13 protein-coding genes are annotated in these 14,793 nt (G+C 72.2%); 2 read left to right on the forward strand and 11 right to left on the reverse strand.

The annotated features are described in order from the left end of the window. Nucleotides 1–2: 2 nt before the first annotated feature. The 6 genes from Q9R47_RS14920 to Q9R47_RS14945 form a co-directional block, all read right to left on the reverse strand. The gene (locus Q9R47_RS14920; protein WP_311233985.1) at nucleotides 3–554 is read right to left on the reverse strand and encodes a hypothetical protein; all 552 of its coding nucleotides are present in this window, start codon (nucleotides 552–554) and stop codon (nucleotides 3–5) included. A gap of 48 nt (nucleotides 555–602) precedes the next feature. After that, nucleotides 603–1,331 carry a hypothetical protein gene (locus Q9R47_RS14925; RefSeq protein ID WP_311233986.1) on the reverse strand — a complete coding sequence of 243 codons (729 nt, stop codon included), beginning with the start codon at nucleotides 1,329–1,331 and terminating at the stop codon, nucleotides 603–605. A gap of 161 nt (nucleotides 1,332–1,492) precedes the next feature. Next, nucleotides 1,493–2,866: a sigma-54 dependent transcriptional regulator gene (locus tag Q9R47_RS14930; protein ID WP_311233987.1), complete on the reverse strand. Its 1,374-nt coding sequence runs from the start codon at nucleotides 2,864–2,866 to the stop codon at nucleotides 1,493–1,495. After that, complete coding sequence (locus Q9R47_RS14935) at nucleotides 2,851–4,308, reverse strand: HAMP domain-containing sensor histidine kinase (RefSeq protein WP_311233988.1); 1,458 nt, start codon at nucleotides 4,306–4,308, stop codon at nucleotides 2,851–2,853. Before Q9R47_RS14935 ends, Q9R47_RS14930 begins: the two co-directional genes overlap by 16 nt. Before the next feature lie 126 nt (nucleotides 4,309–4,434). Further along, a complete protein-coding gene (locus Q9R47_RS14940) occupies nucleotides 4,435–5,499 on the reverse strand; it encodes a homocysteine S-methyltransferase family protein (RefSeq protein ID WP_311233989.1) in 1,065 nt (354 codons plus the stop codon). 38 nt (nucleotides 5,500–5,537) lie between these two features. After that, a complete protein-coding gene (locus tag Q9R47_RS14945) occupies nucleotides 5,538–6,455 on the reverse strand; it encodes a LysR family transcriptional regulator (protein ID WP_311233990.1) in 918 nt (305 codons plus the stop codon). A gap of 141 nt (nucleotides 6,456–6,596) precedes the next feature. Between Q9R47_RS14945 and Q9R47_RS14950 the strand changes: the two genes are divergently transcribed. Then, nucleotides 6,597–7,733 carry an iron-containing alcohol dehydrogenase gene (locus Q9R47_RS14950; RefSeq protein WP_311233991.1) on the forward strand — a complete coding sequence of 379 codons (1,137 nt, stop codon included), beginning with the start codon at nucleotides 6,597–6,599 and terminating at the stop codon, nucleotides 7,731–7,733. 64 nt (nucleotides 7,734–7,797) lie between these two features. Continuing rightward, complete coding sequence (locus tag Q9R47_RS14955) at nucleotides 7,798–9,384, forward strand: aldehyde dehydrogenase (NADP(+)) (protein ID WP_311233992.1); 1,587 nt, start codon at nucleotides 7,798–7,800, stop codon at nucleotides 9,382–9,384. A gap of 59 nt (nucleotides 9,385–9,443) precedes the next feature. Here the strand turns inward: Q9R47_RS14955 and Q9R47_RS14960 are convergent, their stop codons facing one another. The 5 genes from Q9R47_RS14960 to Q9R47_RS14980 all read right to left on the reverse strand — a co-directional run bounded on the left by Q9R47_RS14960 (nucleotide 9,444) and on the right by Q9R47_RS14980 (nucleotide 14,569). Further along, nucleotides 9,444–10,328 (reverse strand): LysR family transcriptional regulator, encoded by an 885-nt coding sequence (locus Q9R47_RS14960; protein WP_311233993.1) that lies wholly within the window; start codon nucleotides 10,326–10,328, stop codon nucleotides 9,444–9,446. A 180-nt stretch (nucleotides 10,329–10,508) separates the two neighbouring features. Continuing rightward, entirely contained in the window at nucleotides 10,509–11,672 is a 1,164-nt protein-coding gene (locus Q9R47_RS14965) for an acyl-CoA dehydrogenase family protein (RefSeq protein WP_311234072.1), read from the reverse strand. Then, the gene (locus Q9R47_RS14970; protein WP_311234073.1) at nucleotides 11,672–12,085 is read right to left on the reverse strand and encodes a cupin domain-containing protein; all 414 of its coding nucleotides are present in this window, start codon (nucleotides 12,083–12,085) and stop codon (nucleotides 11,672–11,674) included. Before Q9R47_RS14970 ends, Q9R47_RS14965 begins: the two co-directional genes overlap by 1 nt. 65 nt (nucleotides 12,086–12,150) lie before the next feature. Beyond that, entirely contained in the window at nucleotides 12,151–13,410 is a 1,260-nt protein-coding gene (locus Q9R47_RS14975; protein ID WP_311233994.1) for a CoA transferase, read from the reverse strand. A 172-nt stretch (nucleotides 13,411–13,582) separates the two neighbouring features. Continuing rightward, on the reverse strand, nucleotides 13,583–14,569 hold the full coding sequence (locus tag Q9R47_RS14980; protein ID WP_311233995.1) for a tripartite tricarboxylate transporter substrate binding protein: 987 nt from the start codon (nucleotides 14,567–14,569) through the stop codon (nucleotides 13,583–13,585). Between the last annotated feature and the right edge of the window lie 224 nt (nucleotides 14,570–14,793).

A 14,793-nucleotide genomic window follows, 5' to 3' on the forward strand; every position in this document is an offset into this window, starting at 1 on the left:
TGTCACCCGTGGGTTTTCGTGGGGAGCGTCTGGCCGTTGACGGTGCGGGCGTCGATCACGTGGCCGGCGGCGCCGCGCAGCGGGCGTGCCGGACCGCTGGCCTCGACCGCGTCGCCGGTCTGCAGCGGCAGTGCCGCGAAGCCGTCGGGCCGCATGTGGACGAAGTCGCCCGAGTCCAGCACGACGCCGTTGGGCTCGCCGTGGCGGGCGTGGTGGATGCGTGCCACGCGGCCTTGGGCACGGCGCACCGCCTCGTCGGGCGCGGCGGGCGCGCCGTCGGTCGACACCAGCCGTTCGAGCGCATAGACCTCGTGCGCGGCCTCGCCATGGCGCGGCGCGGGCGCCACGGTGCCTTCGACCACGAGGGCCTGGCCGGGGCGCAGGGCTTCGAAGGCGCGCGCCGCGCGCTCGTCGTTCTTGCCGAAGGTGAACTGCGCGGGCACGCCGTCCACGTCGATCATCGCGCCTTCCACCTCGCCGCGCGGGCTGTGGAGCAGGTGCTGGAAGCGGCCTTCGAGGGACCAGACTTCGATGGTTTCCTGGGGTTGGGTCATGGACAGGGTTCCTGTGAATGGGGGTGTGGAGTGGGTGGCAGGCGCGGATCAGGGCTGGCGCGGCGGGCCGCCGGCGGGGCCGCGGAACACTTCCTGCAGCGTGCTGGAGGAACTGCCCAGCTGGGTGGCTTCCAGCGCGGTGCCCAGGGCGTTGCGCGTGCCCCAGCCGCGGGCCGACACGGTCGCGCCGGGCTGCAGCAGGGCGCCCATGCCGGCGGCCACGTGCGGCGGGAAACGCACGATCACGCCGTTGTCGAGCAGCAGGCCGTGCGCATCGCCGCGGGTGTTCAGCAGCACGGCGGCCACGCGGCCGTCGGCCTGCAGTTCGGCGAGCGCCTGGCGCTGCGGGGGCGGCGGAGGCACCTGCCCGGCGGCGGGCGGCGTGTCCTCGACGGTGCGGCCCTGCGAGCGGATCGCGCTGGCGCGCAGCACGGGCACGCCGCTGTGGTGCCAGCCGGCCACGTCCACCGCGGCGCCGGGCTGCAGCCAGGACGTCAGGCTGCCGGACAGGTGCGGAGGGAAGCCGACTTGCGTGCCGTCCTGCAGCAGCAGGCCGTCGGCCTCGCCGTTGGGGTTGAGCAGCCAGCGCTGCAGCACGCCGCTGTGCGTGGCCTGTTCCACGGCGGCCGGCTGGCCGATCGGGCCCGGGGGCTGGCCGGCGGCGGGCGGCGGGGGCGGTACCGCGCCGGGGGTGGGGGCTGCGGGCTGGGCCTGCGCGGCGGCACAGGCGAGCAGGGCGGCGGCGAGGCCGGCGCGGGTGAGGGGGGACAGTCGCATGGAGAAACTCCTTCGGGTGTGGATGCCCTGGTGTCTCAAGACGCGTGCCAGCATGGTTCGCCTTATGAATCAACGGGTTGCGCGTTCCGCTGCGGTGGCGCGCTGCATGGCGTGGCGACAGCTTGTCCGGATTCGCGACATGGCGGATGGCCCCGGGTGTCTCATTCGATGCCGTACTGCGCCAGCTTGCTGTAGAGCAGCTGCCGGTGGATGCCCAGGCGCCGCGCCGCGAGCGAACGGTTGCCGCGGGCCTCGGCGAGGGCGTGGGCGATCATGCGGCGCTCCAGCCGCTCCACGGCCTCGGGCAGGTTGCCGTCCAGCGCACCCGCAGGCAGGGCATGGCTGTCCGCCGTATCGGCACCGCCGGCCGAGGCGGCCGGCCCCAGATCGAGGTCGGCCGCGCCCACCACGGGGCCGCGCTGCAGCGCCTGGGCGCGCTCCATCGCGTTGCGCAGTTCGCGCACGTTGCCGGGCCAGGTGTGGGCGATGAGCGCGCGCGCGGCGTCCGGCGCGAGGCGCTTGGCGGGCTGCGGCGCCGCGGCACGGCGCAGGAAGTGTTCCGCCAGCGGCACGATGTCGGCCAGGCGCTCGCGCAGCGGCGGCAGCGTGATCTGCAGCACGTCGAGCCGGTAGCGCAGGTCTTCGCGGAAGCGCCCCTCGCGCACGGCGGCGGCCAGATCGCGGTGCGTGGCGGCCACCACGCGCACGTCCACCCGCACGGCACGGTGGCTGCCCAGCGGCGTCACTTCGCCCTCCTGCAGCGCGCGCAGCAGCTTGGCCTGCACGTCGGGCGCCATGTCGCCGATCTCGTCGAGCAGCAGCACGCCGCCGTCGGCCGCGCGGAAGCACCCGGGCCGGTCGGTGGCGGCGCCGGTGAAGGCACCCTTCACGTGGCCGAACAGCTCGCTCTCCAGCAGGTCCCGCGGGATGGCCGCGCAGTTCAGCGCCACGAAGGGACCGGTGCTGCGGGCCGAGTGGCGGTGCAGTGCGCGCGCCACCAGCTCCTTGCCGGTGCCGGTTTCGCCCTGCACCAGCACCGGGGCCTCGCTCGCGGCGGCCAGCCCGATGCGTTTGTGCACCTCGCGCATGGCCTCGCTCACGCCGATCAATTCGCCCTCATCGTCGGCGCCCGCCGGTGCGGCGGGTGCGGCCGGGGTGGCCTCCGCATCGGCACGGGAGCGCAGGGCGCGGTCCAGCGCCTCGATGACGGCGGCGCGGCCCACCGGCTTGGTGAGATGGTCGAAGGCGCCCAGGCGCATCGCCTCGATGGTGCCGGAGCCGCTGGCGTAGGCGGTGAGCACCAGCACGGGCGGCAGCTGCGGCAGCCGGGCCGCGAGCGCGGCCAGCGTCTCCAGGCCGTCCATGCCGGGCATGCGGTGGTCCAGGAAGATGGTGGCGTAGCGGTGCTGCTGCGCGCGCCGCAGCGCCTCCTCGCCGCTGGCGGCCTCGTGCACTTCGTGGCCCAGGCCCTGCAGGGTTTCGGCGAGCGATTCGCGGAAGGCCGCGTCGTCGTCGACGATCAGGATGCGCGCCATGGCAGCTCCAGGATGAAACGCGCGCCGCCGCCCTCGCGCGGCGCGTAACGCAGCTCGCCGCCGTGCGCCAGCGCCACCTCGCGCGCCAGCGCCAGGCCCAGGCCGTTGCCGTCGGTGCGGCCGGTGGCGAACGGCTCGAAGAGCTGGGCGCGCAGGTCTTCCGGCACGCCCGGGCCGTCGTCTTCCACGGTGAGCACGCACCGCGCGCGGGCAGCGTCCACCTGCACGCAGAGCACGGCCTCGCCGCCCCCGGGCGCATGGCGCACGGCGTTGTCCAGCAGGTTGTCGATGGCGCGGGCGGCATGCACCGGGTCGAACACCGCCTGCGATGGGACGTCGCCGCGCAGGGCCAGGCGCACGCCGCGCGCTTCGGCGGCGGGCCGCACCGCGTCCAGGCGCTCCTGCAGCCAGGCGGGCAGGTCCACGGCGCGCGGGGCCAGCTGCAGCGGCTGCACCAGCGAGAGCAGGCTCTGCACCAGGCCTTCGAGCCGGTCGATCTGCGTTCCGATGGCCGTCAGCGCGCCGGCCTCGCGCCCGGGCGGCGCGGCCAGGGCGTTGTCCACCTTCAGCCGCATCGCGGCGATGGGGTTGCGGATCTCGTGCGCGACCGAGGCCGTCATGCGGCCCAGGGACGTGAGGCGCAGGTCGCGGTGCTGCTGCGCGAGCGCCTCCTGCAGGCGGGCGCGGGCCTCCTGCAGCCGCGCGCCGAAGCCGTTGAAGCCATCCACGATGCGGTCCAGCTCGCGGATGCCGGTGCGCTCCAGCACGGGCGCGGTGTCGCCCCCGGCGCCGGCCAGGGCTTCTTCCAGGCGCCCGACCTGACGCAGGCCGCGCAGCAGCACCCAGCCCAGCCAGGCGCCCGAGACGACCACCAGCAGCGCCAGGATGGCGATGCCGGCGCGCAGGCTGTCCTGCGCGGCGATCGCGCCGGCATGCACGCGCGTCATCGTCCAGACGGCGGTGTCGGGGTGCGCGGCGAGCGGGCAGGCCGCGACGATCAGCACTTCGTGCGTGCCGCGCACCAGGTTCACCAACGGTTGGCGCCCGGCACCGGCCTGGCGCGCCATCTCCACGATCAGCGGCTCTTCGGCGGAAGGCACGTCGCTCTTGACGCCGCTGCCCTCGTAGGTGGGGTAGGCGTAGCCCAGCATGCCGCCGCTCGCGCTCCACACGCCGCCCTCCACGCGCGGCGCCTCCAGCAGCACCACGTGCAGCAGCACGCGCAGCAGGTCTTCGCGCGGGGCGTCGGCCGCCACGCCGGGAACGGACTGGGCATAGCGCGCCGCGATGTCGCCGCAGGCCTGGGCGACGCGCGCGCGGCCGGCGGCCACCTGGGCGCCGGAGCCCGACTGATAGAGCACCGTGAGCACCACGGCCACCAGCGCGCAGGCGCCGAGCAGCAGGGCCCAGAAAAGGGTGAGTTGGATCCGCAGGGAGCGCACAGGGGTTGCGTGGAGGGGAATCCCGCGCATCCTACGGCACCACGGTCGAGCCGGCGTAGGAGGCCGGCCCATCCGTGGGCGGGCCGCTGCCGCAGGCGCTTCCTCGCCCGCGCCGCCTCCGGGGGCTCAGGCGGCTTCGGGGTAGAACAGCCTGCGCGCCGGCACGGGCGCCACGGCCTGGCCGATGGCGGCGATGTGGTCCGGCGTGGTGCCGCAGCAGCCGCCCACGATGTTGACCAGGCCCTCGGCCGCGAACTCGTGCACCAGGCGGCTGGTGACCTCGGGCGTCTCGTCGAAGCCGGTGTCGCTCATCGGGTTGGGCAGGCCGGCGTTGGGGTAGCAGCTGATGAAGGTGTCTTCCGCCACCCGGTTCAGCTCCTGGATGTAGGGGCGCATCAGCGTGGCACCCAGCGCGCAGTTCAGGCCGATGGCCAGCGGACGCGCGTGGCGCACGCTGTGCCAGAAGGCCGTCACCGTCTGGCCCGAGAGGATGCGGCCGGAGGCGTCGGTGACGGTGCCGCTGATGATGAGCGGCAGGCGCTCGCCGCTCGCCTCGAAGTATTCGTCGATGGCGAAGAGCGCGGCCTTGGCGTTCAGCGTGTCGAAGATGGTCTCGACCAGCAGCACGTCGGCACCGCCCTCGACCAGCGCCTGCGTCTGCTCGTAGTAGGCGGCGCGCAATTGCTCGAAATCGACGTTGCGCGCGCCGGGATCGTTCACGTCGGGGCTGATGCTCGCCGTCTTGGGCGTGGGGCCCAGGGCGCCGGCCACGAAGCGCGGCTTGTCGGGCGTGGAGAACTTGTCGCAGGCGGCGCGGGCCAGGCGAGCGGATTGCAGGTTCATCTCGCGCGCGAGATCGGCCATGTGGTAGTCCTCCTGCGCGATCGTGGTCGCGCCGAAGGTGTTGGTTTCGATCAGGTCGGCGCCCGCCGCGAGGTAGCGCTCGTGGATGTCGCGGATCACGTCGGGCCGGGTGAGCGAGAGCAATTCATTGTTGCCCTTCACGTCGTGCGGGAAGTCCTTGAACCGGTCGCCCGCGCCATCGGGGCCGGCATACCCCTCGCCGCGGTACTGGGCCTCGCCCAGCTTGAAGCGCTGGATCATGGTGCCCATGGCGCCGTCGAGGATGGCGATGCGTTGGGCCAGGATGGCGGGTAGCTGCTGGGCGCGGGTGTAGTGGGGGCGTTGCATAAGCCTCCATTGTAGAAAGTGGCGTCGCACCCCGCCGTTCACGCGGGGTCGGGAACGGCCTGCAAGGCCTGCAGCGCCTCCGTCAGCAGCACCAGCGCGGGATGGCGGTGCGCGTTGCGCCGCGCGATCAGCTCATAGGGTTCGCTGCGCGACTTGAGCCGCAGCGGCAGGCGGGCCACCAGACCGTGCCGGCAGACGTAGTCGGCCACGTCGTCCGACACCAGGGCGACCAGGTTGGGGTCGTGGCTCAGCAGCGAGAGCGTGGCCAGCGCGGACGTGGTTTCGATCAGGTGCGCCGGGAAGAACAGGTCCTCTTCGAAGAACTCCCGCTCGAGCGTCCGGCGCATCGGCATGTGCGCCCGGTACACCACCCACCGGTTGGCGGAGAGGTCCTGCAGCGTGATCGACGGCAGGCCCGCCGCCGGGTGCGACTGGTGGGCGATGACGGCCAGGGACTCCTCCTTCACCACGACGGCGTCGTACAGGTGGGGCCGGGGACTGACCGACAGCCGGCAGATCGCGGCGTCCAGCCGCCCCTGGTCGATCAGCGCGAGCAGGCTTTCGCTGGTGTCCTCGACGAGCTCCACGGACAGGTCGGGCTGCCATTCCATGAGCCGGGTGAGCGCCCGCGTCAGCAGCGGCACCGCCCCCATGATCGTGCCCACCGCGATGCGGCCGCCCGCACCGCTGGCGATGGCGCCCAGCTCCTGCTGCAGGCGGCCGATGTCCGACTGGATCAGCCGCGCGAAGCGCACCGCGCACTGGCCGGCCTGCGTGGGCACCAGCCCGCGGTTGGTGCGCATGAAGAGCGCCGCGTTGAGTGTCGTCTCCAGCTCCTTCAGTGCCTTGCTCGCACCGGGCTGCGTGAGCCCCACCCGGTCGGCCGCCGCCAGCAGCGATCCGTGCTCCGCCACGGCGATCAGCAGCCGCAGCTGCCGCGCGTGCAGGCGGGACATCACGGAGTTGAGGCTGTGCGGGCTCTGCATTGAGAAAAAGTTATAGGAGTATCGAAAAAGCTCAGTTTATCCGCCAGAGATAGCTCAATAGACTCGCTGCCTTCCAGCTGAATATAAGAATTGCTGATAGCAGAGGGCCCTATGGCAGTGATCAACTATGTGACGGAAATCCGCTTCGGCCTGGGCACCGCCGCCGAACTGGCCCCGGTCTGCGCGGCGCAGGGCTTCAAGAAGCCGCTCTTCGTCACCGACAAGGGCGTGGTGGCGGCAGGGCTGATCGACTCCCTGCTGTCCATGAACGCGCTGCCGCAGCACCATGTGTTCGACGGCACGCCCTCCAACCCGACCGAGGCGGCGACGCGCGCGGGCGTGGAGAGCTTCCTCGGAGCGGGCTGCGACGGCATCGTCGCCGTGGGCGGCGGCTCGTCGATCGACCTGGCCAAGGCCGTCGCGGTGTCGGCCCGCCATCCCGGCCCGCTGCGGCAGTTCGCGCTGATCGAGGGCGGGCTCGCCCGCATCACGCCGGCCACCGTGCCGATCGTGGCCATTCCCACCACGGCCGGCACGGGCAGCGAGGTGGGCCGCGGCGCGATCATCATCCTGGACGACGGCCGCAAGGTGGGCATCATCTCGCCCCACGTGATCCCCAAGGTGGCGCTGTGCGATCCGGCGCTGACGGTGGGCCTGCCGCCGGGCCTCACGGCCGCCACCGGCATGGACGCCGTCGCGCACTGCATCGAAACCTTCCTCGCGCCCGGCTTCAACCCGCCGGCCGAGGGCATCGCCCTGGACGGCCTGCGCCGCGCCTGGAAGCACATCGAGCGCGCCTTCCACGAGCCGGGCAACCTGGACGCGCGCAGCAACATGATGAGCGCCTCGCTGCAGGGCGCCCTGGCGTTCCAGAAGGGACTGGGCTGCGTGCACAGCCTGAGCCATTCGCTGGGCGGCATCGATCCGCGCCTGCACCACGGCACCCTCAACGCGGTGCTGCTGCCGGCGGTGGTGCGCTTCAACCGCGAGGCCGAGACGGTCGTGCGCGACGAGAAGATCGACCGCCTGGCGCAGGCCATGGGCCTGCCGGCGCACGTGCCGGTGGAGGACGCGATCCAGGACATGTCGCGCAGGCTCCAGCTTCCGGCCGGCCTGGGCGCGATGGGCGTGGCGGCCGAGCTGACGCCGCGCATCGTCACCGGCGCGCTGGCCGACCACAGCCACAGGACCAACCCGCGCGAAGCCAGCGCCGACGACTACGCGCGGCTGCTCGAAGCGGCGATGTGAGCGGTGTTCCCGCCGTCGGCGCATGCCGGCGGTCCCTTTCGAATTGTTCCAAGACGAGCCAACCATGACCTTGACGGGCGAGATGCTGATCGGTGCTTCCTGCGTAGCCGGTACCGACGGAGGCCAGCGGGCCTTCAACCCCACCACGAATGCCGAGATCGCCGAACCCCTGTTCGGCTTCGGCACCGCGGCCGACGTGGACCGCGCCGCCGGCCTGGCGGCGGCGGCCTTCGACGAATACCGCGCGCTGCCGCTCGCGCGCCGCGCCGCGTTCCTGGAGGCGATCGCCGACCAGATCATGGCGCTGGGCGATGCCCTGCTGGAACGCGCCCATGCCGAAACCGGCCTGCCGATGGCCCGCCTGACCGGCGAGCGCGGCCGCACCGTCGGCCAGTTGCGCCTGTTCGCCGCCGTGGTGCGGGACGGCCACTTCCTGCACGCCACCATCGACCCGGCCCAGCCGCAGCGCCAGCCCCTGCCGCGCGCGGACCTGCGGCTCGCCAGAGTGCCGCTCGGCCCCGTGGCGGTGTTCGGTGCCAGCAACTTCCCGCTCGCCTTCTCGGTGGCCGGCGGCGACACGGCCTCGGCACTGGCCGCCGGCGCGCCCGTGGTGGTGAAGGCGCACGGCGCCCACCTGGGCACGTCCGAGCTGGTGGGCCGCGCCATCCAGACCGCGGTGCGCGAGCAGGGCCTGCCCGAGGGCGTGTTCTCGCTGCTGATCGGCGCGGGCCGCAGCATCGGCGAGGCGCTGGTCGCCCATCCCGCCATCAAGGCCGTGGGCTTCACCGGTTCGCGCCAGGGCGGCCTGGCGCTGGTGGCGATCGCCAACCGCCGCCCCGAGCCGATTCCCGTCTATGCCGAGATGAGCGCGATCAACCCGGTCTTCCTGCTGCCCGGCGCCCTGGCGCAGCGGGCCGAGGCCATCGGCCAGGGATTCGCCGATTCGCTCACCATGGGTGCGGGGCAGTTCTGCACCAACCCGGGCCTGGTGCTGGCCGTCGACGGACCGGATCTGGAGCGCTTCGTGCAATCCGCGGCCGAGGCCCTGGGCCGCAAGAATGCGCAGACCATGCTGACGGCCGGCATCCACGGCGCCTACTGCAGCGGCGTGGAGGCCGTGGCGGCCACGCCGGGCGTCCAGCGCGTGGCCGATGGCCAGGCCGCAGGGGAGCTGCACAACGCCGCGCAGGCCGCGCTGTTCACCACCGATGCCCGCCACTTCATGCAGCAGCATGCGCTGTCGTCCGAGGTGTTCGGCCCGGCATCGCTGGTGGTGCGCGCGAAGGACATGGACGAGCTGATCGCCGTCGCCGAGCAGCTGGAAGGCCAGCTCACCGCCACGCTGCACCTGGAAGCGGCCGACCATCCGCTCGCCCGCCGGCTGCTGCCGGTGCTGGAGCGCAAGGCCGGCCGGCTGCTGGCCAACGGCTTCCCGACGGGCGTGGAGGTCTGCCATGCCATGGTGCACGGCGGGCCGTACCCCTCGACCTCGAACGCGATGTTCACCTCGGTGGGGGCCAGCGCCATCGACCGCTTCCTGCGGCCCGTGTGCTACCAGGATCTGCCCGACGCCCTGCTGCCCGAGGCGCTGCAGCAGGCCAATCCGCTGGGCCTCTGGCGGCTGACGGACGGCCAGCCCGGGCGCGCGTGACGGGCGTTCCACCGGCCGCCCGGAACGGGCCGGTGGCTGCCCCCGGGGCGTGAGGCGCCTTACCGCGCCGCCGCAGCGCCCGCCACCTCCAGAAACGTCTGCAGCGCCGGATTCGGCGCCGCCTCGTGCCACGCGAGCACGCCCACCGTGGGGTGCTCCAGGCGGGCGATCGGCACGAAGCGCACGCCCTGCACGGCGGCCTGCGCCATCGTGGCGGGCACCAGCGCCACGCCCATGCGCATGGCCACCAGGGCGACCACGGTCAGCCACTGGCGCGTGGCGTGGCGCGTGTGCGGATGGATGCCGGCGCGGTGGAAGAGGGCGACCACGTTGTCGTGGTTGGCCGGCGCCACGTCGCGCGAGAACATCACGAAGGTTTCCTGGGCCAGGGCGCGCAGGTCCACCTGCGCCGCGCCGGCCAGCGCGTGGTCGTGCGGCAGGCAGGCCACGAAATGGTCCGGCGCCAGCGGCAGGCTGCGCAGGGGCACGGGCACCACGCTGGCGTTGATGAAGCCGGCATGCAGCTGCCGGTGCAGCAGCGCCTCGATCTGCTCGCCCGAGGACATCTCGCGCAGATGCACCTCGATGCCCGGCGCGCGCTCGCCGAAGGCGCGCACGATGGCGGGCATGTCGCGGTAGACCATGGAGCCGGTGAAGCCGATGTCCAGCCGCCCGCGCAGGCCCGCGGCCACGGCGCGCGCCGCATCGCCCGCGCGCGCCACGCGGTCGAGCACCACGCGCACCTCGGCCAGGTAGGCCTGGCCCGCGGGCGTGAGCGCCACGTGCTTGCTGCTGCGGTCGAACAGCTTCACGCCCAGCTCGTCCTCCAGCGCCTTGATGCCCGAGCTGAGCGGCGGCTGCGTGATGGCGAGCCGCTCCGCCGCGCGGCCGAAATGCAGCTCCTCGGCCAGCACGGCGAAGTAGCGCAGCAGGTGCAGTTTCATGCGAGGGATCATGCCAGCCGCTGCGGTCCCGGCGATCCGGTGCGTGGAAGCGGCGCAGCCGCTCATACGGATTCGCCTTCGACCGTATAACGTCGTTGGTTCGCCTCGCCGTGCCATAGCACTGTCTTCGGCTTCCCGCCTAGTTATCCGGTTGAAGGCAAACCCGTATCAGGGGGGATGTCAATAGGATTTGGGTAGACCGAGCACTTTCTCCGCGATGAAGCACAGGATCAGCTGCGGGCTCACGGGCGCGAGGCGCGGGATCCACGATTCGCGCATATAGCGCTCCACGTGGTATTCCTTGGCGTAGCCCATGCCCCCGTGGGTGAGGATGGCGCGCTCGCAGGCGTGGTAGCAGGCTTCGGCGGCGAGGTACTTGGCGGCGTTGGCCTCGGCGCCGCAGGGCTGGTGCCGGTCGTAGAGCCAGGCGGCCTTCTGCACCATCAGGTGCGCGGCCTCCAGCTCCATCCACGATTGCGCCAGCGGGTGCTGGATGCCCTGGTTCTGCCCGATCGGGCGGCCGAACACCTCGCGCTCCTGCGCGTAGCCGGCCGCGCGTGCCAGTGCCGCGCGGCCCAGGCCCACGGCCTCGCTGGCGATCAGGATGCGCTCGGGGTTGAGGCCGTGCAGGATGTACTGGAAGCCCTTGCCTTCCTCGCCCACGCGGTCCTCCACGGGAATGCGCAGGCCGTCGATGAACACCTGGTTGGAATCCACGCACTTGCGGCCGAGCTTCTCGATCTCGCGCACTTCGACCGTGCTGCGGTCCAGGTCGGTGTAGAACAGGCTCAGGCCCTCGGTGCCGCGGCACTCCTCCAGCGGCGTGGTGCGCGCCAGCAGCAGGATCTTGCTGGCCACCTGCGCGGTGCTGATCCACACCTTCTGGCCGTGCACCACGTAGTGGTCGCCCTGCCGCACGGCGCGGGTCTTCAGCTTGAGCGTGTTCAGGCCCGTGTTGGGCTCGGTCACGCCGAAGCAGGCCTTGTCGCGGCCCTGGATGAGCGGCGGCAGCCAGCGCGCCTTCTGTTCGTCGGTGCCGAACACCACCACCGGGTGCAGCCCGAAGATGTTCATGTGCACGGCCGAGGCGCCCGACAGCCCCGCGCCCGTGGCCGAAATGGTGTGCATCATCAGCGCGGCCTCGCTGATGCCCAGGCCCGCGCCGCCGTACGCTTCGGGCATGGCGATGCCCAGCCAGCCGGCATCGGCCAGCGCCTGGTGGAAGTCGTGCGGGAAGCCGCCGCCCTGGTCCTTCGCGAGCCAGTAGTCGGCATCGAAGGGCGCGCAGACGCGCTCGATGGCATCGCGGATCTGTTCCTGTTCCGGCGAGAGGGCGAAGTCCATCATGCGCCCTTCGCGGCCGGGCGGATCACCTTGTCGGGCGATTCGCCGTAGGGCGGGCTGTAGATCACCAGCAGCTTGACGGGCGTGTCGCTGGTGACGGTGAACACGTGCATGCGGTCGGCCGGGAAGAAGCACATGTCGCCCGGCACCATGTCGAAGGCCTCGCCCTCCACCTCGGCACGGGCCGTGCCCTCCAGCAGGTAGCAGGCCTGCTCGATGCCCGGGTGCGCATGCGGCAGCGCGCCGCCGCCCTTGTGCAGGGTGCCGAGCAGCACTTCCATCTGCCGCGCGCCCACGGTCTCGGGGCCGATCAGGCGCTGGTTCACGGTGTGGTGGTGGTTGGCGGGCTGGTAGCCGGGCACCTGGGCGGCGCGGACCAGGTAGCGGGAAGAGGACGGGGCGGCAGGGATCATGGCGGTGGTCGTGTCGGTCGTCGGGGACGGGGTTGCGGAAGAGGTCGTGGGCGCGGTGGTGGGGGTCATGCACCGTCTCCGGCGGCGCGGCAGGCGCGCTGCGCGAGCAGGGCATCGATCTGCGCGGGCGTGTAGCCGGCCCTAGCCAGCAGGCTGCGCGTGTGTTCGCCCAGGCGCGGCGCGGGGGGCAGGTCGCGCGCCGGGGGCGTGGCGGACCAGCGCGTGGGATGCGCCATGGCATGCATCGGCCCCTCGGTGGGGTGCTCGGTGTCGCGCAGGAAGCCGGTGGCGCGCAGCTGCGGGTTGTGCAGCAGGTCGGCCGGGGAATTCATCGGCATGTTGGGCACGTCGGCCGCGTCCAGCAGCGCCTGCCATGCGGCCGTGGTGCGCGTGCGCAGGATGCGCGCCACCTCGGCGTACACGGCGTCGATATTCGCGGCGCGCGCGCCGTGCGTGGCGAAGCGCGGATCGTGCGCGAGGCCGCCGCTGCCGTCCTCGCCGATCGCGGCGAAGAAGCTGCGCCAGTGCTTGTCGTTGTAGATCAGCACGCAGAGCATGCCGTCGGCCGTGGCGTAGGGCTTGCGGTGGGCCGTGAGCAGGCGCGCGTAGCCGGGCTCGCCCAGCGGCGGCTCGAAGGTGAGGCCCGCCATGTGGTCGCCCAGCACGAACTGCGCCATGGCCTCGAACATCGGCACGACCACCGCCTGGCCCCGCCCCGTCTTCTCGCGGGCGTAGAGCGCCGCCGTCACGGCATAGACGGCGTGCAGCCCGGTCACCCGGTCCGACAACGTGGTGGGCGCGTACGACGGCTCGGGCGCGCCGTAGCGCTGCATGAGCCACGGGATGCCGGTGGCGCCCTGGATCAGGTCGTCGTAGGCGGGGCGCGCGGCGTCCGGCCCCTCCTGGTCGAAGCCGCAGCAGCTCACGTGGACGATGCGCGGGTTGCGCGCGCTCACCGCCTCGTAGTCCAGCCCCAGCCGCGCCAGCGCCTGCGGCCGCACGTTGCTGATGAGCACGTCGCAGCCCTCGGCCAGCCGCAGCGCCGCCTCGCGCCCCTGCGGGTGCTTCAGATCGAGCGCGATGCTCTGCTTGCCCGCGTTCGCGTGCAGAAAGATATGCCCCATGCCCGCATGCCGCATCGGCCCCACGTGCCGCATGTTGTCGCCCTCGGGCGTCTCCACCTTCACCACCTCCGCGCCCAGCTGCGCGAGGATCTGCGTGGCGAACGGACCCATGATCACCGAGGTGAGATCGAGCACGCGCACGCCCGCCAGCGGGCCGGTGCGTGAAGCGGATGGAGCAGGGGAAGAAGAGTCGTCTGTCATCTCGTGTTCCGTTGGACAAGTCTGTTGGCGCGTTTAGGCAGCGTTACCTACTCCCACGGCCTTCACTCAGGCGCGGCCCAGGCCAGCAGACGCCGTGGAACTGGCTCCGCCAGGCCACCGGCGTCGTCCCCCTTCCCGGCGAAGCCGAGAGAAGGGGGAAGCGCGCAGCCGCTCAGGGGGTTGTTTGCTGGATACCGGCTTGCTGGATCAAGCTGCGCCAGTGCGCCAGCTGCTGCGCCACGTACTGCGCGAACTCCTCCGGCGTCTTGCTCGGCCAGACCTGGAAGCCGATTTGCGCGAGCTTGTCCTGCGTGTCCTTGTCGGCCAGCACGGCCTGCAGCTCGGTGTTGAGGCGCTGCACCACCGCGGGCGGCATGCCGGCCGGGCCGAAGATGCCGTTCCACGAGGTCAGGTCGAACCCCTTCACCGTCTGCCCGATGGGCGGCACGCCCGGCAGCAGCGGCGAGGGCTGGGCGGTGGTGATGCCCAGCGTGCGCACCTTGTCGCCCGTGAGCATGCTCTTGCCCGAGCCCAGGTCCACCACGTAGGCCTGCACCTGCCCGCCCAGCAGATCGGTGAGCGCCTGCGGGCTGGACTTGTACGGCACGCTCAGCAGGTCCACCTTCGCGATGTGCTTGATGCTCTCCATCGCCACCAGCGAGGTGCTGTTGGGCGTGGCGTAGCTCAGCGTGGCAGGGTGGGCGCGGGCGTAGTCGAGGAACTCGGGCAGGGATTTCACCGGCAGGGCCGGGCTCACCACGAGCGCGAAGGGCAGCTCGCCCACCCGGGCCACGGGCGTGAAGTCCTTGATGGGGTCGTACTTGAGGCTGGAATACAGCGCCGGGTTGGCCGAGTGCGAGGTGTTCGTGGTCATGAACAGCGTGTAGCCGTCCGGCTTGGCCCGGGCCGCCAGCACCGCGCCCACCTGGGCGTTGGCGCCGGGCTCGTTGTCCACCAGCACCGGCTGCTTCAAACGTTCGGACAGCTTCTGGCCCACGGTGCGCGCCACGGCATCGGTGCCGCTGCCCGCGGCGAAGGGCACGATGAGGGTGATGGGCGCATTGGGATAGGCGGGCGCCTGCGCCAGGGCTGCCGTGGCGGCCAGTGCGGCGGCAGCGGCACAGGCCCGCAAGAGGGCGCGGGGAAGGGAAAAACGCATGGTGTTGTCTCCTGGAAGGGCGGCCTCTGTACCCGGGCCTGCAGGCATCTTGCGGCGACCATCCATTCGGGTCCAATTCAATCGTTGATGCGTGCGATAGCTTTTGCGAATGGTTGCGGTGCTTCCGGCCTGCGGGACGGAGCACAATAGACCCCCTTGCCTGCGTGCAGCGCAGCGGCTCCGCCGGGATGCCGTCCTGCCCTGTACCCGCCCAATGCCCGGCG

Origin of the sequence: Acidovorax sp. PRC11 (genome assembly GCF_031844105.1) — a bacterium.
Lineage (GTDB): Bacteria > Pseudomonadota > Gammaproteobacteria > Burkholderiales > Burkholderiaceae_C > Paracidovorax.